This is a genomic window from Nostoc sp., from assembly GCF_036916975.1.
In the GTDB taxonomy this organism is placed as follows: Bacteria; Cyanobacteriota; Cyanobacteriia; order Cyanobacteriales; family Nostocaceae; genus Nostoc.
Genome location: NZ_JBALFF010000029.1, coordinates 43,328 through 63,086, shown reverse-complemented (window position 1 = coordinate 63,086; position 19,759 = coordinate 43,328). Strand labels below are relative to the sequence as shown.

16 protein-coding genes and 1 pseudogene are annotated in these 19,759 nt (G+C 36.7%); 4 read left to right on the top strand and 13 right to left on the bottom strand.

All coding sequences use genetic code 11. The features are described 5' to 3' along the window. Nucleotides 1–104: 104 nt before the first annotated feature. From V7K73_RS05100 to V7K73_RS05055, 10 genes are all read right to left on the bottom strand, one after another. A complete protein-coding gene (locus tag V7K73_RS05100) occupies nt 105–992 on the bottom strand; it encodes a glycosyltransferase family 2 protein (RefSeq protein WP_334877713.1) in 888 nt (295 codons plus the stop codon). 214 nt (nt 993–1,206) lie between these two features. Continuing rightward, nucleotides 1,207–2,223, bottom strand: coding sequence for a hypothetical protein (locus V7K73_RS05095; protein ID WP_334877711.1), 1,017 nt, complete (start codon nt 2,221–2,223; stop codon nt 1,207–1,209). Between the two features lie 24 nt (nt 2,224–2,247). Next, nucleotides 2,248–3,519 (bottom strand): glycosyltransferase family 4 protein, encoded by a 1,272-nt coding sequence (locus tag V7K73_RS05090; RefSeq protein WP_334877709.1) that lies wholly within the window; start codon nt 3,517–3,519, stop codon nt 2,248–2,250. 156 nt (nt 3,520–3,675) lie between these two features. Next, entirely contained in the window at nt 3,676–4,503 is an 828-nt protein-coding gene (locus V7K73_RS05085; RefSeq protein WP_334877707.1) for a class I SAM-dependent methyltransferase, read from the bottom strand. Nucleotides 4,504–4,545: 42 nt separating this feature from the next. Further along, a complete protein-coding gene (locus V7K73_RS05080; protein WP_334877705.1) occupies nt 4,546–5,766 on the bottom strand; it encodes an O-antigen ligase family protein in 1,221 nt (406 codons plus the stop codon). 38 nt (nt 5,767–5,804) lie between these two features. Next, nucleotides 5,805–6,731, bottom strand: coding sequence for a glycosyltransferase family 2 protein (locus V7K73_RS05075; protein ID WP_334877703.1), 927 nt, complete (start codon nt 6,729–6,731; stop codon nt 5,805–5,807). A 52-nt stretch (nt 6,732–6,783) separates the two neighbouring features. Continuing rightward, on the bottom strand, nt 6,784–8,106 hold the full coding sequence (locus tag V7K73_RS05070) for a flippase (RefSeq protein ID WP_334877702.1): 1,323 nt from the start codon (nt 8,104–8,106) through the stop codon (nt 6,784–6,786). Nucleotides 8,107–8,219: 113 nt separating this feature from the next. After that, nucleotides 8,220–9,173, bottom strand: coding sequence for a glycosyltransferase family 2 protein (locus V7K73_RS05065; RefSeq protein WP_334877700.1), 954 nt, complete (start codon nt 9,171–9,173; stop codon nt 8,220–8,222). Nucleotides 9,174–9,443: 270 nt separating this feature from the next. Then, nucleotides 9,444–10,385 (bottom strand): hypothetical protein, encoded by a 942-nt coding sequence (locus tag V7K73_RS05060; protein WP_334877698.1) that lies wholly within the window; start codon nt 10,383–10,385, stop codon nt 9,444–9,446. A 75-nt stretch (nt 10,386–10,460) separates the two neighbouring features. Continuing rightward, a complete protein-coding gene (locus V7K73_RS05055) occupies nt 10,461–12,665 on the bottom strand; it encodes a GumC family protein (RefSeq protein WP_334877696.1) in 2,205 nt (734 codons plus the stop codon). A gap of 1,190 nt (nt 12,666–13,855) precedes the next feature. On the opposite strand from V7K73_RS05055, the gene V7K73_RS05050 reads away from it, so the two are divergent. The 4 genes from V7K73_RS05050 (at nt 13,856) to V7K73_RS05035 (ending at nt 17,022) form a co-directional block, all read left to right on the top strand. Beyond that, nucleotides 13,856–14,248, top strand: a complete 393-nt coding sequence (locus V7K73_RS05050) for a hypothetical protein (protein ID WP_334877694.1) — start codon at nt 13,856–13,858, stop codon at nt 14,246–14,248. 201 nt (nt 14,249–14,449) lie between these two features. After that, nucleotides 14,450–14,710, top strand: a complete 261-nt coding sequence (locus V7K73_RS05045; RefSeq protein WP_334877693.1) for a DUF3172 domain-containing protein — start codon at nt 14,450–14,452, stop codon at nt 14,708–14,710. 680 nt (nt 14,711–15,390) lie between these two features. Beyond that, the gene (locus V7K73_RS05040) at nt 15,391–16,410 is read left to right on the top strand and encodes an RpoD/SigA family RNA polymerase sigma factor (RefSeq protein WP_334877691.1); all 1,020 of its coding nucleotides are present in this window, start codon (nt 15,391–15,393) and stop codon (nt 16,408–16,410) included. Between the two features lie 117 nt (nt 16,411–16,527). Beyond that, nucleotides 16,528–17,022: an ureidoglycolate lyase gene (locus V7K73_RS05035; protein WP_334877689.1), complete on the top strand. Its 495-nt coding sequence runs from the start codon at nt 16,528–16,530 to the stop codon at nt 17,020–17,022. On the opposite strand, the gene galK is transcribed toward V7K73_RS05035, so the two are convergent. The 3 genes and pseudogenes from galK to V7K73_RS05020 form a co-directional block, all read right to left on the bottom strand. Then, complete coding sequence (gene galK / locus V7K73_RS05030) at nt 17,019–18,122, bottom strand: galactokinase (protein WP_334877688.1); 1,104 nt, start codon at nt 18,120–18,122, stop codon at nt 17,019–17,021. The genes V7K73_RS05035 and galK overlap by 4 nt on opposite strands. A gap of 5 nt (nt 18,123–18,127) precedes the next feature. Beyond that, nucleotides 18,128–19,216 carry a M24 family metallopeptidase gene (locus V7K73_RS05025; RefSeq protein WP_334877686.1) on the bottom strand — a complete coding sequence of 363 codons (1,089 nt, stop codon included), beginning with the start codon at nt 19,214–19,216 and terminating at the stop codon, nt 18,128–18,130. Nucleotides 19,217–19,314: 98 nt separating this feature from the next. After that, a pseudogene (locus tag V7K73_RS05020) lies at nt 19,315–19,563 on the bottom strand (type II toxin-antitoxin system VapC family toxin); the annotation flags it as partial. Nucleotides 19,564–19,759 lie beyond the last annotated feature (196 nt).

The following is a 19,759-nucleotide window of genomic DNA, read 5'->3' as shown; positions in this document are numbered from 1 at the left end:
GAGAATTGCTGATTATTCTAATACTTAAGAACTTCATCTTTGAGGCGGCATTCGTAACTTTATGCAGATATTCTTGGAGAATAACTTTAGTGCAACGATAAAGCTTATAAATTACTTTGGTTAATATCCTCAGAAAATGTGGAAGAGATTGCCAAATTTTTGTAACCAATAATTGCTCTGATATAGGGTAAAAACCAGTAAAATATCCAGGTTTTCCCAGAGTGTCTGCTACAAAATATAGTCCAAGATTTCAATGGAAATGCTTTAATTTGTAACACCTTATTCAAGCGTTCTAGTATACTTAAATTGGTATCTACCCAACTATTTCGGATAGGATTTTTAGTACAAGTACCAACATATCCAGGAGCTACCCATATTTGACAACCCAATTTACGCGCTCTGAGGGCATAATCTAAATCTCCTAAAGTGTGAACAAAAGCTCTATCAAGATTGCCAACTTTGGCGACAACAGTTTTAGGGATTAACACACAGTTGCCATACATAGCATCGCATTTTTGGATAACCGAACTTGGTTTTAAAAATTCAAACTTATTAGAATACCACTTTTTAGATTTTACTGCTCCTCCATAGGTTGCTTTTCCTGTTATTGGGTCTTTAGTTGAACCAACTACAATTGAGTCTGAATAACCTTGTTCAGTCAAATTTTGATGAATCTGTAATAATCTACTAACAGCATTGGCTTCCAAAAATGTGTCATCATTCAACCACAGATAATAATCATATTGATTTCTTATCGCCCTACCAAAGGCGAGATGCATTCCTCCTACCCAGAATAAATTGCCATTACCTTGAAGAATGTGTACCTCTGGATATTCTGCTTTGATAGCTTGTGCAGTCCCATCAGAGCTACCATCATCAGTTAAATAAACATCACAATAATTTGTTTGCTCATACAAAGCATGTAGACAGGCAAGAGTTGTATTACGCCTGTTGTAGCAGGTCATAATTACAGCTAAATTTGCTTGTTTCATCTCATTTACCTCATCTAATTTTTATGAAATATTCAATGCAAATAATTTATGCGTAACTTTTACATCAGGACTTACGCAAAACTATAAAAAAGTGAACCGCAAAGGAAACAAAAAATACGTTCGCGCAGCATCTTGCAGAGAATAAATAAGAGTTCCAGAGAGTTCTTATTTTTATATTCAAAGCAACAAATACTTATTTGATTTTCGATTAGGTTTAAAGTTTAGCCATCCTTTCTATCCAGCCACTCAAGTTAATATCTAAACTAAAGTTTTGTAATTTTTGTTCCATTCTTCTGACTACCAACATATATCGATGCAAAACTGATACACGAGGCATATTGAGTCTGACAACCTCTTGACACAACCATCGATATTTTTCGGAATTGTTATTAAGTTTTTTCAATTTTTCGATTTGTGTATTCCAATCGTTGTAAAAGAATAAGTTGAAATAATGAATGGATATAATTTCATCCCAATGTTGAATTTGTAGTTTTTTTGACAAACGGTTATGTAAAGGTAATGGATAACTATAATTAGGAGGAAGATGTTCGACCGTTTCTTCTAAGGCACATAAAGTTACAGACAAAACAGACTGCTCAACAAAATAAATACCCTGAGGAGGACTAATATCCAGCCGCATTACTTTTTCAAAATTCTCTTTCCAAGCTGTAAATATACCTGCGCTCTTTCTTACAACAACCAAACCAGAATTCCAGTAGGCTCTGATTCTTTTATTACCAATTGGTGTCTCAACAAATACTTCACGCTTTACCCCCAGCACTTCATATAGTTTTTGCCAGTACCATTCTTGAGGATCTTGCAGTCCTGTAGAACCAATTCCTTGACCATACTCAGGACGCATTCTTACATTAGAATTGACTGGCAATACAAATTCTTTTGGTTCAGAGAAAAAGCATTTGTCACTGTCTAAAAAAACTAATATTTCTGCATCGATATTTTGTTCTGCATAGGCACAAACTAAGGGTTTATTAGCTAAATAATATTCATGAAATTCTTGGTTTATAGGAAGTTGTTGATGAATCACCTGCAACGCTTCAAATGCTTGTTGAGTTTGCTTTGATATCGGTTCACCTACTCTAGGGTGAAAGCTATATATAGGTGTGTTTTTCAAATCGCCGCAGAACTTACGAATACTTTCTGTAAGCATTAAAGATTGATCTTCTAAACGACCAGGTTCTGTACAAATTATAAAAGCTATAGGTATTGACATATTATGAAGTATTGATTTCTTAAGTTAATGACTAAATGAAGATTTATTCGCTGTCATCAATATTTCCTGAAACAAAGCTGAATAACGACGTGCTTGAAGTTCCAGAGTGAATTTTTGTTCGGCTTTCTCACGAGCATAGAATGACAGCTTTTGCAGCCTCTGTTCATTTTCAAGTATCCAGGTAATTCCTTTGGCAAAATCTTCAATTTCATAAGATTTAGCCAAATAGCCGTTTTGCTGATGATCAACAATATCTTTTAAGCCAGTAGAATTAAACGCCACAACTGGAGTACCACAAGCGAGTGATTCAGAAGCTGTCTGGCCAAAAGATTCTTGAAGAGACGGTACAAGCATGACATCAGCTGCTGAGTACACAGTTGCTAAAGATATATCATCGTGTAAATGTCCCAAATAGTGCGTTCTGAAACCCAAGTCAGGTGGCTTTTCAGGTTTAGATGCACCAAAAATAACAATCTCCAATTTATCTTTCCAGCCAGATTTGCTTAATTCTTGTAGTGCTGGTTGCAAGTAATGAAAACCTTTTCTAGAGTCATTGGTTGCATCTAGCGCTCCAAAGAGAATGAGTTGTTTATCCAGAGGTAAATTCAATAATTCTCGCGCTAAACCTTGATGAACAGGTTTATATTTCTGAGTATCCAGCCCATTGGGAATTACTTCAATTCGCAAATTTTTAAACAGAGAACTAGACTTAGCACATTCCGCTAACCAAGAACCTGGCGAAACAATTGTCAGATTCAAATTTTTCAAAGCTTTGATTTTGCGTTGCCATACCCAATGGGATAAATCCCCATCCTTTTTGCTGTTCAGTTGAGGGCAGGCTCCACAAGAGATTTGGTAGCGATCGCAATCTCCCGCATAGCTGCATCCTCCAGTAAATGCCCACATATCATGAATTGTCCAAACTAAAGGGCGCTTTAGTTTAGCAAGGGTTTCTATTTGCATAAAAGCTGCACTAATCCAATGCAAATTGATGATATCTGGATTAATTTGAGCAACTTTAGAAACAACAGTATCTGGCAACCATTGAATAAAAAATGGAGTATTTTGCTTTTGTGAATAAAGCTTTAAAGGTAAAGTTTCAAATGTCAATTTGGCCTTGGCGATACCTTGAAATAATCTGAGCTTAGGTGCAATTACTGTTTTGTCATCAATAGATTTTTCTTGCACCAGCATTTGTGATTGTAAGTCAATATTTTGTAAACCTTTGTGCAAGCGATATGCAGCACGAGCCGCACCACCAGCCACATCCTGGGTGCTAAGGAGCAAGACGTTCATATTACTACTATTTTTCAAAAAATCTACTTGATATAGCGGTTATTGATTGGATGAGAACACCAAAGTCGTTGCTGTTAAATCATTTCAGCAAAGTTTTTGTATCTCACTGAACTGCACACCGCTATAATGCTCCTTCCGTATCGCAGATAATCAGTATTATTTGTTTGGCTTAATGCCCTCACAATATAACGAGCCTGGTAGATATACTGTTCCATCAGCATTAATATCTAAGACTTCATTACTAAAGTTTGGAATCTCACTTGTATGGGCATCCAAAAAATTAATATCCGAAAAACCAACTCTTTCAAAGAGGGTTTTCATACTATAGCTATCATACATCCACTTATGTTTTTCCCCAAGGGAAGTTTCATCTATAAGAGACTTACGGACATACCGTGGTATCAACCTTTTTACTATGTCAAGATAGAGGTATTTGAATTTATTTTTTAGTTTATTTTCATTAATACTAAATACCTTTTCTAACAAAGAATGAGTATCATGGGTTGCTATTTCTTCTTTAATATTTACACCTGTTCTTGCTTCTACATAACTTCTGGATGATTCATCATTATTTTCAAGCAATTGTCGCCAATAAGTTTTCATCAAACCACCATGCTCTGTTCTAACCAATTGGTCGATTAACTCAATAATAATCCATTCATATTGTTTCTTTCCTTCCTCATTCTGAATACTATCGATAATTCTTAAATATTCACGGCATGTTCGCTCTAAGTCAGGAACAACGATACGTAAAATCCCTTGAGGTTTTAGAACTCTATAGCATTCTTTCACAAGCATTTCTCCCGTGTCTTTAGAGAAATGCTCTAAAACATGACTGCTATAAATCACATCGAAATAATCTTTAGGGTATGGAAGTGGTTGCAGTAAGTTATGAGCAATCACTTCAGGATGCTCAGAATTAAAATCTATATTTATCCATCCCGGCGAAAATCTGTGTCCACATCCAAAATTTAACTTTTTCATGTTTTTTCTCCTTTTAGTTATGCAAGTATGTAAACTATTTACCTATTTATATATTGGTGTCCTCTGAAAACTAAGAGTTAGAGATAGATAGGTTGTCAGATACATCAACCAATTCCAACTGGGAGTTAATAATCTTGCTTCTGAGAAATTCACTATGACAATGATAATTAGCATTTGCATTGGCCAATAATCTTCAGGTTTTTCTGCTACTGAAACAATTCGAGTCAGCGCCATTACGAAGAACCGGATAAATCCTGCTACAAAAGTTAATAAACCTAAAAATCCTAATTCTAACAATAGTTGCAAAAAGCCATTATGAGCATTACTTGCCCAATCATAAGTAGCTCTCAGATTAGATGCAGCATTACTAGTCCAAAATCCAGAATATCCATAACCTAGCCAAGGTCTTTCCCAAACCTTAGCTATCACTAATTCCCAGAGATCAGAGCGCCCATTCAAGGTAAGGTCTTTACCAGAAGTACCAACTACAGTTTCAGCATTATTGATCAGTAATATTGAAACAATAATCAGTAACATTAAGGCTGAAGTTATCATAATAACTTGTAATTTATAATTAGTTTTTTTAAAAGATTGGTAAAAAGGTAAAAGTAATATCATCGTCAATAGGATAGCCAAAGATGTTGTTGAACGCGTGAGGATAATTAGACATATAGATAACCCGCATAGTGTCCACATCAACGAGCGATATCGATAGCTACTAAGGGCAAGATGTAAAAAAACTCCTGCACTCCAATTCATCATGTAACCTAATTCATTTTTATGACCATAAATTCCGCTCCACATATTTAGTAATTCAGGTGATGTGTGAATATAACCTGGTATGAATGCAGAAAATATCATAGATAATAATGCTGCAACACCAAGCGCCCAAGCTATTAGCCTCATTTGTTCCCTAAGGGGATAACGCATTGCCAAATAGATTGCAATAAAATATATTCGGATTAAACCTTTTATATCTTTTAGAGTAGAACTTAGGTCTTCTGACCACAATATAGAAAATATAACTATTGCTAATAGAAAGAACTGTAAGGGACTTTTGCTAATTACATAAATAAAGCCTTTCCAGTATAAAATTAAAAAATAAAATAATATTAAATATGAAACTATATTGAACAAACTATCTACCTTATCGCCTCCAAGAGTAGACATAGAAACTTCTTGTGCAGGGTGTATTGTTAAAGCTCCTACAGCAATCAGTAATAGCAAAATAGTTAATATTTTTTCTGTTAATTTTACATTCATTGTTAATATTTAATTTTAGTAATATCCTAAATATATCACTATTTTTTTATCGTTGAGTAATTCAATCTTTTCTTTACTTCCTCTTTAAAAATATCCAATGCGGTTGCTTTATAGACTTTTTTTTGTGTAAAGTTATCTGCCTCTATATTCCTCACAATAAACGGTGGATGTTTTAAGGCAAATTCCATCGCTTGCATCGACATATTAATGAACGAAAATTCTTGGTTGGAAGTGAAATGAGTCGCATCGACACCAACACCAACATTAGAGATTAAATTGACGTTGGGAATAATGCTTAAGCTACCTTGTATCCAGCAAGCAAATGTCCATTGATAATCCCAGGTTATACCTGTCGGATTATTATAAACAGACTTAAATATTCGTTGCCAATAACTTATTGCTTTTTGGTCTACAAGAATGTCATGTAAAAGGTTTTCTGCTTGTACCTCTTTCCAGAGTTTGATCGTCAAATCATAATGTTGCCAAGCACGTCTCCAACTTGCCCAACCCCAGCAGTGGTTGTAGCGAGAAAAATAGTAACTGTAATTTGTGCGTTTTCGTCCAAATTGAAGATTTTGAGCAGAGATTGTGGCAACTCTGGTATCATTTCTATATTTTTCTAGCAGTTCTTCACTAAATCGGAAAAATGTTGGGTGAGGGATACAATCATCTTCTAAAATAATTGTCTCTTCAACATTATTAAATACCCAATCTAAGCCACTAGATACTCGTTTTGCACAACCTAAGTTGATATCGGAATAATTTTTGATAACTTCGCAGTTCCAATCAACTCTTTCAATAATTGCCCGAGTTGCTTCACACTTTTCTGCTTCATCTTGGCGGTCAGTGCGCGGCCCATCTGCAATTACAAAAAGTTTTGTTGGCTTGGCTTGGCGAATAGCTTCAAAAACTTTCTCTGTTGTCTGTGGACGCTTGAAAATAATAAAAGTTACTGGGGTTTCCATCTTTAATTAACTTGGCTAATGAACTTAATATGTAAAGGTTAGGTAAAAACGATCAATATTTATAAAATGGAAGAAGCGATCGCACCTGAATCTGAAATATTTTTTGTGTTCTTGAATCAAATGCATTGCACACAAAAGTAGCAGCAGCTTGAGAGATTATTGTTGAGATTGCAGCCCCAAGTCCTGCATATTTAGGAATAAGGAATAAATTGAGAACAATATTTAATATAGCCCCAAATAAAGTTTTACCTAAAGAAACATGGTTCAAACCTTCAGCAATAAACCAAGGTGTTGTTGCAAGACCCATAAATACAAATAAAGAAGTCCAAATATGAACTGCTAGTATTGTTCCTGCTTCTGCATATCCACTTCCGAACATCACCGTAATTATCTTGTCAGATAGGAATGTCATTGGCAGAGCAATTCCAAAAGATATACATGTCATTAGACTGAGTAATTGTCTTATTCGCTGATAATAAAGACTTTCTGATTTTTCCTTAGCTGCATAAATTGCAGGAGCAACAGAAGAAACAATAGCCCCCGGAATAAAATACCAAATTTCAGAAACTCGGACAGCAGCAGAATAAATCCCAACCTCAGTATTTCCAATCATTTGGCCTAACATTACCTGATCTATTTTCATAAAAATCATGATAGCGAACCCCGAAAAAATTAAAGGTAAACTCTCTTTCATAAGAGTTTTAGCAGCAGAAAAACTCCAACGCCATAACCACAACGAAGACCCTTTGACTTGGTAAACAATCAGCAAGCCAATTGCACTCATCACAAATTCTGCTAATGTTACCCAAGCAAAAGCTAACAATGGTGCTTTTGTTAAAATTAGTGCGATTTTGATAATACTATTTAGCAGAAACGCTATATTTTTAGCGATCACAGTGTATTTTGACTGCACTTGTGATTGAAACCATAGTTCAATAGTATCAGCCGCCCTAAAAATTCCTGCCATTGCTAAAATTGCAACTAGCCATATCTTCAGTGTTTCATGCTCACCTAAGAAAAACATAGTGCCAACTGTCAATAAGACAGAAGCAATTCCACCCAGCAACTTTAGCCAAAAAGTGGTTCCTAAAATTTCTTCTTTGTTTGATGATTGACGGACAATATGACGAACTACTACGTCGTCTAGTCCTAGAGTGAAAATTGGGCTAAATAAGCTAACAAAAGCTAAAGCATAGTTAAACAGACCATACTGTTGTACTCCTAAGTAACGTGCTATCCATACTCCTATGACCAAGCTTGCACCCATACGGAGAATACGGTCAGCAAACAACCAACCTGTATTGGCAATAATTGCACGCAGCCCAGAACGAGATTTAAATTTTGATAAGTTTTGAAATTTTAATTTACTTAACATTATTTTTATAAATTAATCATGTAACATTATCTATTAATACAAACATCAAGCGTTTTTTGTTTATTAAATTCCAAAACTTCATAGATTTATTTAGGGTTAAAATTCTTTATTATCTACCATGTTTTTAGTTTTTCAGCCATCATATTTTTCAGAAAATAGCTAAATAATAAAATGATGCCCTTTGTTTTCCAAAAAAAAGTATGTTCAAATAAAATAATTATTTTTAAATATAAAATAAAATCTTTATATTTTGGAAATGGTATGGTTTTTAACTCATTGAGAGACGTAAAAGCTAATAATAACGGGAAACTAAAATTATTTTTTTGCATAATGTAATTAAATAGGGAATTGCGTTTCCAGAATCTCTTGTATTCATAGCTGTTGTCTATGTTTAAAAATTTTTTGTTATGATACTGATTATTTGAATGTATTCTATACATCACTAAAGGTTTAGACATATAAAACTTTTTAGCCCCTACCAAAGAAGCTCCCCATACTAGGCAGTCATCAGCCCTTACACGCCAATCTTCTATATTGGGAATAGGTAAAAATTTTCTAATTATTTCTCTACGCATTGATAATGTTGAAGTTATAGAGCCAATCCATTCACCACTATATAAAGTTCTGATTACTGAATAACCCAAATCTAAATCAACTGTATCAGCTTGAAATGTTTCTTCTACTACTCCAATCTTTTTATACGCACAAAATATAAAATCACATTCACTATGACTCTTATAAAAATTTAGGGCGGTTTCTAAATATTGGGATTCATAAATATCATCTGCGTCTAAAAAAAATATAATGTCTCCAGTTGCAGCTAAGAACCCTTGGTTAAAGGATGATAACTGTCCTTGATTTTTTTGTTTTAGGATAAATTTAACATTATCTAAATGAGTAAAATTGGCGATAACTTCAGCAGAATTATCTGTGGATGCGTCATCAACAATAATAATTTCATCAAATTTAACTGTTTGATTTAAAGCACTATAAATTGCTTCTGATACAAATTCAGCATAATTGTAATTATTAATTAAACAAGATGTTTTAAGGTTATTTTTATCCATATCAAAAAGATAAGGTAGATAGTTTTGACAATGTAGTAGTCTGTCAAGTCAACAATGCTTAAGTAAACCAAGTTTTAGAATCTCTCTCCCTGTGTCGTGCTACAACGGGGGGAACTCCCCTCCGAGTGACGCTCCTACGGCGGGAAAACCGCTTACAGCATTTCACAACAACGCACTGGCTTCTCTGTGCCTGGAGCGGTAGCCTGCGGCAAGCGGCTTTGCGTCTACGTTATTTAATCCAAGCATTGTTAGCTTGACACAGTACTATAATTACCAATACGCTGGATATTTTGAGGGATTTGTAGGAATATCTTCAGGGCTACACCTCACCCAATATTCATTATAAAGAGACTGAAAAAATGGAATTTTATCCCAACGGTTGCCTTTAATTCCAAAAAGAATTTGAGTTGCTCCTCCAAGATGCACAGCCTGTTTACCCAGAGATTTAACGTAAGCAGCTAATGGAAGTCCATAAGCACCGCATCCTATAATAGCTATGTCAAAATCTTCATCTTTAATCTTGTTACACATCCACTCATAAGCATCGAACCAAGTATTAAACTGGGTTTGAGTTCCAGCCAGAGACTGAACTGCTTTTAAGGTAATTAATTCAAATTCAGGTAGAATGTTTTGGTTTTGAAAAAGTAACTTTCTATGGTTGTTATATTGTGATGAAATAGTTTCTGCAAAAGGATGAATGACTAAAACCTTTTTTCCTTCAAGATTTTTGCTCCAAGGCTCATTGTGATAATAAGGTTCAAGTGTATTTAATTCAACCAAAGAAGCTTTTTGGCAAGAATTTCTGATAATTTCCGGCTCTCCAATTTGGAACCATACTCCTAAAACATCTATAGATTTTGACGATTGTAAAAAAAATTGACTAAATTGATCTAGATATTTTTCATCTACTGGAAAAAACCCAGAATCATTAGACATTGACTCAAATATAAATCCCTTGTAAGCTCCTTTTAGATATTCATGTACACAATAAGCTTCTGTGCTACCAAAGCGACTAATCATAAAAGGTTTACTATCTTTAATAAGATTGGTTACTAATTCATTACTTTGTTGAGAAGATAAAATTTGCTGATATATGTCATAGTTTTGTACCTGATTTTTAAATATTATTGCATTTGTGTAAAGAGAGCCTTTCCATTTAGCTAATGGAGTCTTTGTTTTTACGAATTGCTTGTGATTTTTGCTTAACACCATTAATTTAGTCCTGCCGTTAAAAAACTTGCTTTAAATGCTTGTAGTAAGGGTTGTTTTCGCAATTTATAGGGTACCTTAACGCTCTTTGGAAAATTTTGTTAAGCTACTAGATACTAAATCTTGTTCAATTTGTCGTTTTTTGTTGTAATAAAAATAATTATTAGTTTCATTTTTAGTATTCACGCCATTGATGACTATCCCTAACACCTTCTGACCAGACTGAGTTAAAAACTCTTTAGCTGAATTCGCACTGTTAAGGTCAACCACTCCAGGACGAACGACTAATAAGATCCCATCAGTGAGAGTACTTAAAACAGCAGCATCTGCTATTCCTGACAAAGGAGGTGTATCAAAAATAACAAAATCGTAATCTCTTCCAAAGTTACTAATTAATGTTGCCATGCGTTGAGAATCTAGCATTGCTACTGGATTAGGAGGCAAAATTCCAGAAGTAAGAACCTCAAGATTAGGCATCACTTCTTGCACTGTTGTATCTAAAGATGCTTCTCCAATAATTACATTACTTAATCCAATTGCATTTTTTAGCCCCCAGATATGATGCTGTATGGGATTACGCATATCTGCATCCACCAACAAGACCCGCCGTCCTGCCTGAGCCATAGTCACAGCTAAATTTGCAGATACGTCAGACTTCCCTTCTTTAGCAACGGAACTTGTGATTACAATGCTTTTTAGCGGTTTATCAGAACGGAGAAACTTCAAGTTCACTTGTAGTACTTGGTATGCGTTCCCAAGAGGGAAGTAAGGAATATCTCTGCCAATGACTTTGGGAATAGCTCTATCGAGTCCTGCTATAGAAGAATGATCTTTACCATTTCTACTTTGTGTCGGTATCACTCCTAAAACACTGTATTTCAGGACTTCTTTGGCTTCTTTGACGGTCTTTACCGAGCGGTCTATTAAGTCTAAACCAAAGGCAACAATGATACCTAAGAAAATACCAACTCCTGCTCCACCAACAATAAAGAGGATTTTGCGTGGACCTTCCGCTTTATCGGGGGTTAAAGCATAGGAAATGACACGAGCATTAGGAATCTTTTGGTTCTGTGCAATATCAATTTCTTGACGTTTCTTTAAAAGTGTTTCGTAAGTCGTTTGAGCTGCTTGCAACTTCCGTTCTAACTCTCGTTGACTCTGTTCTAGCTTTGGCAAATTATTTGCTCGTTTGATATAGGCATCTTGCTGTTGCAAAAGTGTGGCAATTTGTCTTTCTAGACCGACGCGTTCTGCTTGAGCACGAGTAATATCTGCTATTAGGCTTTGCCGTAGTTGTCCAACCTGTAAACTTCCCTCTGTTATCTGCTCTGTACCAGCGACTTGTCCCGTCCGCTCTTTTAGTAAGCTCTTAAGAGCTACGATTTTTTCTTGTAAGTTAGTAATTGTAGGGTGTTCAGATGAAAAACGGGTACGCTCTAGTGCCAGTTGGCTTTCTGTTTCTTGGAGTTGGGCAAGCACTTTCTGAACTCCAGGTGCTTGACTCAATTCAGATGCGATTACACCTTGCTGTGAATCTATCTTAGCTTCACTGCGTAACTGTTCTAAACGACCTTTGACATCCTCTAATTGAGCTAAAGCTTGAGAAATTTGGTTTCCTAATTTGGAAATCGTATCAACTGCTGCACTTGCTTCTTGTTGCAAGACAACAACTTTATTGTTTTCTTTAAATAGCCGCAGTTTTGATTCGGCTCTTCTGACGATTTCCTCAGCTTTGGGTACTTCCGTTACAAGAATCTCTTTGGCTGTAAGCGCTTCATTCTGATTAGCTTTAATATTTAGCTCGATATAACTGTCGATAACTTTATTGACGATTTTGGCAGCCAGTTCAGGATTGCTGCCTTTATAAGAAATTTGTACAACATCAGTGCCTTTGATTCCTTCTATTTTTAGTTGTTTTGCCAAGTCGGGAATCAAGAGCAGTTTGCCTTTGCTATCTTTGAGGTTGAGGGAATTAATTGTTTTCTCCATCACTGGATTTGATCCAATAACTCTCACCTGAGTTTCCAGAGGATTATCGTTCACATTCAAAGCTTCCAAGCGTCCTATGTCTTCCGATAACCCTGTGAGTGAGGAAGAACGATTTGTTTTAATCATCAAACTTCCTTCTGCCCTGTATGAGGGTTTTAGTGAAAATGCATATAAGCATCCAAGGGTAACAGCTATGCCACAAATTCCGACAAGAGGTAGCCAACGCCGTTGAATAACTTCTAAGTATTTCTGAATATTTACTTCTTCAATGTGTGGTAAAGGTTCTCTGGTCATAATATATACAAATTTTATAAAGAAGTTGATTTACTTACAGGAGATATTTCTCAGTTTTTACCGACACTAGCACTGTAGTCTAATTTATTATGGTAATATCTGCGTTGATTGTCTGCTAATTGATAAACAAGTGTAGACGTTAATGATTTAGTTAATTAATAGTCAACTTTTTTGAACGGCAAAACCTTTCTCTATCTCCTAGTTTGCTGAATATATTCGACTAAAATGCACCAGTTTTATCCTCCAGATGTATATTAGGGCGAACACACGGCATTTTTTAAACTCTTGCTGGATAAGGATATTGAGCAAAAAATTGCCTAAATAATGAAATATCAAAACCCTTGCTATTAAACGATTATTATACTTTAGATACGTTGCCTTTGACATGTATCAATATAGTCTTATCAGTGATATTTTACCTGATATTGCTTGATATTATCCTGATAAAAAACAGGAAAACTAAAAGGTTTTTCCTACTTGGGTGACTTCTGATTTGTTTTGGTTAACTTAGCATTGTGTTACTAGTAATGGAAGTCTTAATTAATCATCTATTAATCAACATCATATTATGTAAGAACACTGAATTGGAGAACTTTACAAAATATTTATACAATTGCTACTATATTCGCTACCTTTTTGCTGATTCTGAAAAGACAAAAGAAATTAATTGGTTAAGTAAGGATAAGGAATAAAACAACTGTGCCAGCCTACCAGCAACGAACCAGTTACTTGTAACATATCGGTTGTATTATGCGTGTAACTGGATGGTAACACTTATAAGAGATAAACGCCTAGTAACTAAGTTTGCACAATGAAACCGAACTATGTCAAGAAAGATAAACTAGGTAAAATTGTTTTCATTCCTGGTTTATACCAAGAAGAAAGTTTGAGGTTGACCGACTAAATTAATACGGCTAAAAAAATATGATTTAGCACAATTGCAGCAGAAAGAAGAGAACAGACAAGTTTCAAATTCCGACATCGTTAGACTATAGATACATCAACTCCATCCTTTTAGGCAGAAGTCTACATCCGACTAAATAAAGTTCACTATATTTTTAATGAAGTTTAGCTAAACTTTTTGCTAACTGTGTTAGCCTGAAGTATTAAAACTAGTCCGTTATTTTTTTGCTTCTGTATCTAGTTAATTTTTATTATTAAACTTACATTAAATGTAAAGACATTGAATTATGAAATTATCTTCTATCGCCTTAGTCGTTGTGATTAGTGGACTTGCTCTCCCCCAGAGTGCCTATGCTAACCAAGAAAATGTTCCCATCACAACAGGCAATTACAATCAGGCTGGAGTTTTATTGACGGAACCAGCCACGATTAATACTACATGGAATAATTTTACCGGACAGACCAATAATCCCAAACAAACTTCTGAACCAATTTCGCGCGAGCAGGAGGGAGGATGCCAAAAGATTAACCCGCTTGAGTTCATCAATAACCCAGACGCTTTCTTTAAGCAATGTCAAAAGCCAACAAATAGCCAAACTTCTCAAAGTACTGAGCCAATTGAGTATCTTAAGGTTCCTAAACTCGATTCTGGTATTAGTGTGACAGTTACTAAGTTTTGATATAGAACTTTTCTAGCAAGAGATAACTAATTATTGATAGGTCATTTATATAGATAATTTACGCTGCTCAGAAAAGCAGGTAAGACACTTAATTTCGGGTTATTTGCCAATGAAGATGAATGCTTTTCTTAACCAATATCTACTAAAGTGATGGTTGAATAGTTAGGTTAAAACTTCAACATATAGCGATTCTCGGCCTTTGTGGGGTATAAGAACCCCACCCCTAAACGTAAGTCTTTTCGTTTCAATAGGATAATTACTTGCGATCGCGGCGTGGGTGTTGCTGTCTTGCCAAGTATTATCCTTGATGTTAATGTGACCAATATTACTACTTTTGGTCAAAAAAATGTCGCCAAGAGTAATTGCATTGATAATACTGCACCTAATGCAGATGTCTGCGTGCAGAATGACACAAGGGCAATTATCATGGATACTTGCCTCTTTGCCCTCCTAAATCCCTAGTTAGGGACTTCCAGAGAATAAATTACCCAATTTATTCAGATGATATTTTTATTTTCCCCCAGCTAATAGCTCCCTGCTCCCCTGCCTACACAACGATTGATTATTTTTTTCATGGTTACTATTCTACGTAATCGGCTTGATATGATTGGATTATTTAGTAAAAAACTAGAGGTGAAAAATAGGCATTTTATGTTTAATAAGTTGGGATCTCATTAAAATAAAATTGAAATATAACCAGAATAGCACAAATTAAAATAAATCATTTTTTTATGTTTTAATAATCTTAAATTATGACTGATGTAGAAAATTATTATTTTTAAGTTGTTTATTGAAAAAAATACTTTGTAGGGTAATTTTTATTATTCTCAAGTTTATTGCAAAAATAAATTAATAATAATCAGGTTTACAGATATGCAAATATCAATAATAAATCAGTGTAATAGGTTCAAAAAACATAGTGATGATCGTTGAGGCAATTGATTTGTCACTACTGATGATGTTATTATTAGGGGGTGGGTTGATTTTGGGTTTATTATCTCCAATAATTGACTTGTAATGTATCATAGACCAGAATTCTTCAGTATTGCCAATTGATTGATTAGCAGTGTGAAATGGCTATGGGTCTGAATATCTAGACTTGATCCCAATAAATTGATGAGGTTACAGAGGAGCAAATAACCATGAGCAACTTAACATCTCCACCTACCGAAGTTCAAAAAACGAAGAAAAAAAGTTTAGCCGCAGATAAAAAACCTCGAGCTACAGATGATATTGTGCGTAGTTATCTGCAAGAAATCGGGCGTGTAGATTTGTTGACTCGTGAACAAGAGGTTATTTTTGCCGAACAAGTGCAGCAGATGATGAATTTACTAGCTGCTAAAGAAGAATTGGCTGTGAAATTAAAACACGAACCGACGCTGCAAGAATGGGCAGATCAAGTGGAGTTAAGTGTTGAGGTGGTAGAGCAACAGCTAAATTTAGGACATCTAGCCAAGCAGAAAATGATTCAGGCTAATCTCCGGTTAGTGGTAGCTGTGGCGAAAAAATACCAGCACCGTAACCTGGAATTTATGGATTTGATTCAAGAAGGTACTTTAGGTTTAGAACGAGGGGTGGATAAATTTGATCCTGCTCTTGGTTATAAGTTTTCTACCTACGCTTACTGGTGGATTCGTCAAGGAATCACAAGAGCGATCGCTCAACAAGGACGGACGATTCGTTTACCGATCCACGTTTTTGAGAAACTGAACAAAATTAAACGGGTGCAGCGAGAATTATCTCAACAGTTAGGTCGCGTTCCTACTACTGCTGAAATTGCTAATGCGTTATCTTTGACACCTAGCCAAGTTCGAGAGTGCTTGTTCTTGGCCCGTCAACCCTTCTCTTTAGAGGCGCGAGTTGGTGAACAACAAGATACAGAATTGCAGGACATACTAGAGGATGATGGGCCTTCTCCAGAAGACTATGCTGTTGAAGAATCTTTGCACCAAGACTTACAAGACTTGTTGGCAAAGCTTTCTCCCCAGCAGCGAGAAATATTAACCTTGCGCTTTGGTCTGACTGATGGATATGAACTTTCTTTAGCACAGATTGGCGATCGCATGGGTATTAGTCGAGAACGGGTACGTCAGATAGAGCAAAAAGCTCTCAGCCTTCTACGACGGCAAAAAGAACAAGTACGTAGTTATCTAGCTAGCTGAGATTATTTTTTCAGAATAATGTAGAGCATTTCAACTCAGAAATTCACCATTATGACTGGATAAAAGTCAGTCATTTTGGCGGAAAATAAACCTAAGTAATCGTTTCAAAGTTTTGATATGAGTACATCAAAGACAGTGCAACAATTGCAAGCACAGTGGGTGACTTCTGAAAACTTTCGGCGTTATGGACAGGTGATTTTTGCGAGTCTTGATGGCAAAGCTTTCGATGTGGAAGATGCCCAGTTAAACCTGCAAAACGGGATTCCCCGATTTTATATTATGCGGTTGGAGAAGAGAGGGCGAAAGTTTCACAAAATTACTCGCCATCTGCAATGTACTCAATGTCTGGGTTGTTTGTCAGGGAAGGATTGGTTAATTGCAGTTTGTCCTCCTAATAATGATGTGAATCAACCAGCGTTAGAAGAAATTGCTGCTTTCCGCATTCCAGGAAATTGTTTTATCAAGCTACATGAGGGTACTTGGCACGCTGGCCCCTATTTTGATCATGAAGCTGTGGATTTTTATAATTTGGAATTAGCTGATACAAATGTGGTGGATCATTTCACCCATGATTTTCTCAAGAGTCATCAATTAGAGGTTGAGATGGTTTAGGCTGCATCGCTCAATCCCAAAGAAGGAACCAAAATTCGTCCGTTGTAACCCGCTTGCTTGTATTGTTCAAGGACCTTAGTTGCAATACGTTTGCTCTGTCCCGATCTAACCAAAGCTACACTTGCCCCTCCAAAGCCAGCACCCGTTAGTCTTGCACCAAACACCCCTTCAGTTTTCTGCAAAATCTCTACCAACGTATCTAAGGCTGGTACTGAAACTTCGTAATCATCTCGCAAGCTGGCGTGGGAAGCGTTCATTAATTCACCAAAGCGCTCAGATGTTACTCCCTGCAATACTTCTAAGACGCGGTTATTTTCTGTAACTACATGACGGGCGCGACGGCGTAGAGGTTCGGGTAATGTTTCTGTTAGATTAACATCAGTAATATCTCGTAATGCTTTCACTTTGAGCGATCGCGCCGCCTCCTCACACTCAGCCCGACGCTGGTTATAACCGCTACCTGCAAGTGTGCGCGGTACACCGCTATCAATAACCAAAATCTCCGCTTTTTCAGGCAAAGGCATCACCCGGCGTTCTAAAGTGCGAGTATCTAAAAACAAGATATGTTCAGTATCAGCCAAGCTAGAAGCCATTTGATCCATGATGCCGCATTGCACGCCAGCATATTGAATTTCTGCTTGCTGGGCGAATTGGGCAATTTCAACATCATCAATGGGAAGGTTCAGAAGTTGGCGTAATGCCCGGAGGGTTGCCACTTCCAAAGCTGCGCTGCTAGATAAACCCGAACCCATAGGAACCGATGATTTGACATATACGCAAAGTAATGGTATTGTATACCCTGCTTTTTGCAAAAGCTCAATACAGCCAAAAATATAACTGGCAAATCCAGAGGGCTGATGATTGATATCTGAAATACTCACTTGCTCGTTGAGATTTTCCGAGTAAAAGTGATGCTGGCGTTGGCGTAGCCCGCCGTAGGCATCGCTACTAAAACCTAGCTGTACCGTCGTACTTTGAGGAATCGCAGTTGGAAGAACGAAGCCATCGTTATAGTCGGTATGTTCGCCTAATAAATTTACTCTTCCTGGCGCACTGGCTTCACTTTCAGGTGGTTTACCGAATACTTGTTGAAAATCCATAATTTTTAATTATATAAAGGTACAGGGCGCAATCTTCCTTCTACCTCAACATTAGGAAAATTTGGATCAAAAGTCAGATTTTCCAACTTTCCATCTTTGAGAATCACAAAAGTATCTTCAATTTTTGCCCCAGTTAAACTAGGATTCCAAGCGACAGCAACACCTTCTGTCAAAGTATCACTAGTAGTTGGATTTGCTACGATTTCTCGCGCTAAATATCCAGTGGTTCCTCCCTGGTGATGTTCACGGATGGCATTGGAAAATCCATGCTGTTGATAAGCCTGAGCTAGCGCGTGATAAACTGTGTCCAGAGTAGTTCCAGGTTGGCACAAATTTAAAACTACTGCTTCTATTTCGCGCACATGGGAATGCAATTGGGCTTTTTCGTTTGAAAGCGCACCAAAACAAACAAATCGAGTCAGATTTGCATACAAACCGTAACCTCTAGCGCAAAACACCAGCATCGCTTGCCGTCCAATTTGTTCTGCTGTGGCTGTAGCATGACGATATAGCGGTAAACGCCTATCACCCGCTACCAGTGTCAGCGCCGGATGCAAGCCTTTCGCCCATAATGCCTCTGCACCCGCACCCGCTAACTGATATTCTGTCCAAGTTGGTTTGGCAATTTTGAGTACCTCTGTCATTGCAACACTAGCTTTTTGCCCAACTTGGCGATATCGCTCTAATTCACTTGACATCATTACCCGTTTATGCTGTTTGAGTGATGGGGGTAAGGGTTGTTCTAAATTGGAGATGGGGCGATCGCTAATTACTTTTTTGCCACTAGTTGCATCACGAACAAAAGACTCACGGGCAGCACCATCAGCCCAAGGGTTGACATGCACCTTAAAATTAGCAGGCAGTTCTTCATCTTTAAGACGCTGCGCTTCAATTTCATCCGTCAATACCCAAGCATCTTCAGTAGTTACGAATACTTCTGCTACGCCAGTTTCAGCAGTAAGCAGCACGGTGTTAGAAGCGCCAGCTGTCGCCCAGGCAAACCAGTCTGTACCGCGCAAACGCACGCCTTGCACTTCGGTTTCACGCAAGGTTTGCCTGATTAGCTCTAGTTTTTTGGAGACTTCTTCGTTCATAGGAAAAACACGGATAGATACAGATGATTATCAAACTTATCTACGTCGGTCTGCGTCTGTCTGAGGTTGGTATTCCAAATGGTACAATTAATCTATGTCTAATTTTCTAACCAGTTCTCTAATTGTAAGTTAGGAATATTAGTAAAATCTTTGATGTTATTAGTCACGAGAATATCATTGCGAGAACGAACAACAGCAGCAATTAACGCATCTAATTCTCCAGTTGATTTACTAATTTTTTTGAGTTCGCTTTGAATCTTGCCAAATTCAATCGCTGCTTCTAAGTCAAATGGTTCTATGGGTAATAGATCAGTAAACTGCTACAAACTTTCCAGGTTATTAGACATATTTTGAGAATAAAACGCCTTTATCTTTGGTTACAAATTTTGATAGATAGATATCCTCTGACCTTAGCTATCTCCCCCTCTATAGCGTCAGATGAGAGGGGGATGTCTGTATATCGAAAGCACTTGATACTGGTTGTTAGCAGGTTGCTACACTTATTTTATTTTTGAAAAAATGATAACAGGGTGAGAAATGCAA

Bases quoted from the DNA above. Each gene is read 5' to 3' on its own strand.
- V7K73_RS05070 (WP_334877702.1), bottom strand. From the start codon at position 8,106: ATGTTAAGTAAATTAAAATTTCAAAACTTATCAAAATTTAAATCTCGT.
- V7K73_RS05095 (WP_334877711.1), bottom strand. From the start codon at position 2,223: ATGTCAATACCTATAGCTTTTATAATTTGTACAGAACCTGGTCGTTTA.
- V7K73_RS05025 (WP_334877686.1), bottom strand. From the start codon at position 19,216: ATGAACGAAGAAGTCTCCAAAAAACTAGAGCTAATCAGGCAAACCTTG.
- V7K73_RS05075 (WP_334877703.1), bottom strand. From the start codon at position 6,731: ATGGAAACCCCAGTAACTTTTATTATTTTCAAGCGTCCACAGACAACA.
- V7K73_RS05065 (WP_334877700.1), bottom strand. From the start codon at position 9,173: ATGGATAAAAATAACCTTAAAACATCTTGTTTAATTAATAATTACAAT.
- V7K73_RS05050 (WP_334877694.1), top strand. From the start codon at position 13,856: ATGAAATTATCTTCTATCGCCTTAGTCGTTGTGATTAGTGGACTTGCT.
- V7K73_RS05090 (WP_334877709.1), bottom strand. From the start codon at position 3,519: ATGAACGTCTTGCTCCTTAGCACCCAGGATGTGGCTGGTGGTGCGGCT.
- V7K73_RS05060 (WP_334877698.1), bottom strand. From the start codon at position 10,385: ATGGTGTTAAGCAAAAATCACAAGCAATTCGTAAAAACAAAGACTCCA.
- V7K73_RS05100 (WP_334877713.1), bottom strand. From the start codon at position 992: ATGAAACAAGCAAATTTAGCTGTAATTATGACCTGCTACAACAGGCGT.
- galK (WP_334877688.1), bottom strand. From the start codon at position 18,122: ATGGATTTTCAACAAGTATTCGGTAAACCACCTGAAAGTGAAGCCAGT.
- V7K73_RS05055 (WP_334877696.1), bottom strand. From the start codon at position 12,665: ATGACCAGAGAACCTTTACCACACATTGAAGAAGTAAATATTCAGAAA.
- V7K73_RS05040 (WP_334877691.1), top strand. From the start codon at position 15,391: ATGAGCAACTTAACATCTCCACCTACCGAAGTTCAAAAAACGAAGAAA.
- V7K73_RS05035 (WP_334877689.1), top strand. From the start codon at position 16,528: ATGAGTACATCAAAGACAGTGCAACAATTGCAAGCACAGTGGGTGACT.
- V7K73_RS05080 (WP_334877705.1), bottom strand. From the start codon at position 5,766: ATGAATGTAAAATTAACAGAAAAAATATTAACTATTTTGCTATTACTG.
- V7K73_RS05085 (WP_334877707.1), bottom strand. From the start codon at position 4,503: ATGAAAAAGTTAAATTTTGGATGTGGACACAGATTTTCGCCGGGATGG.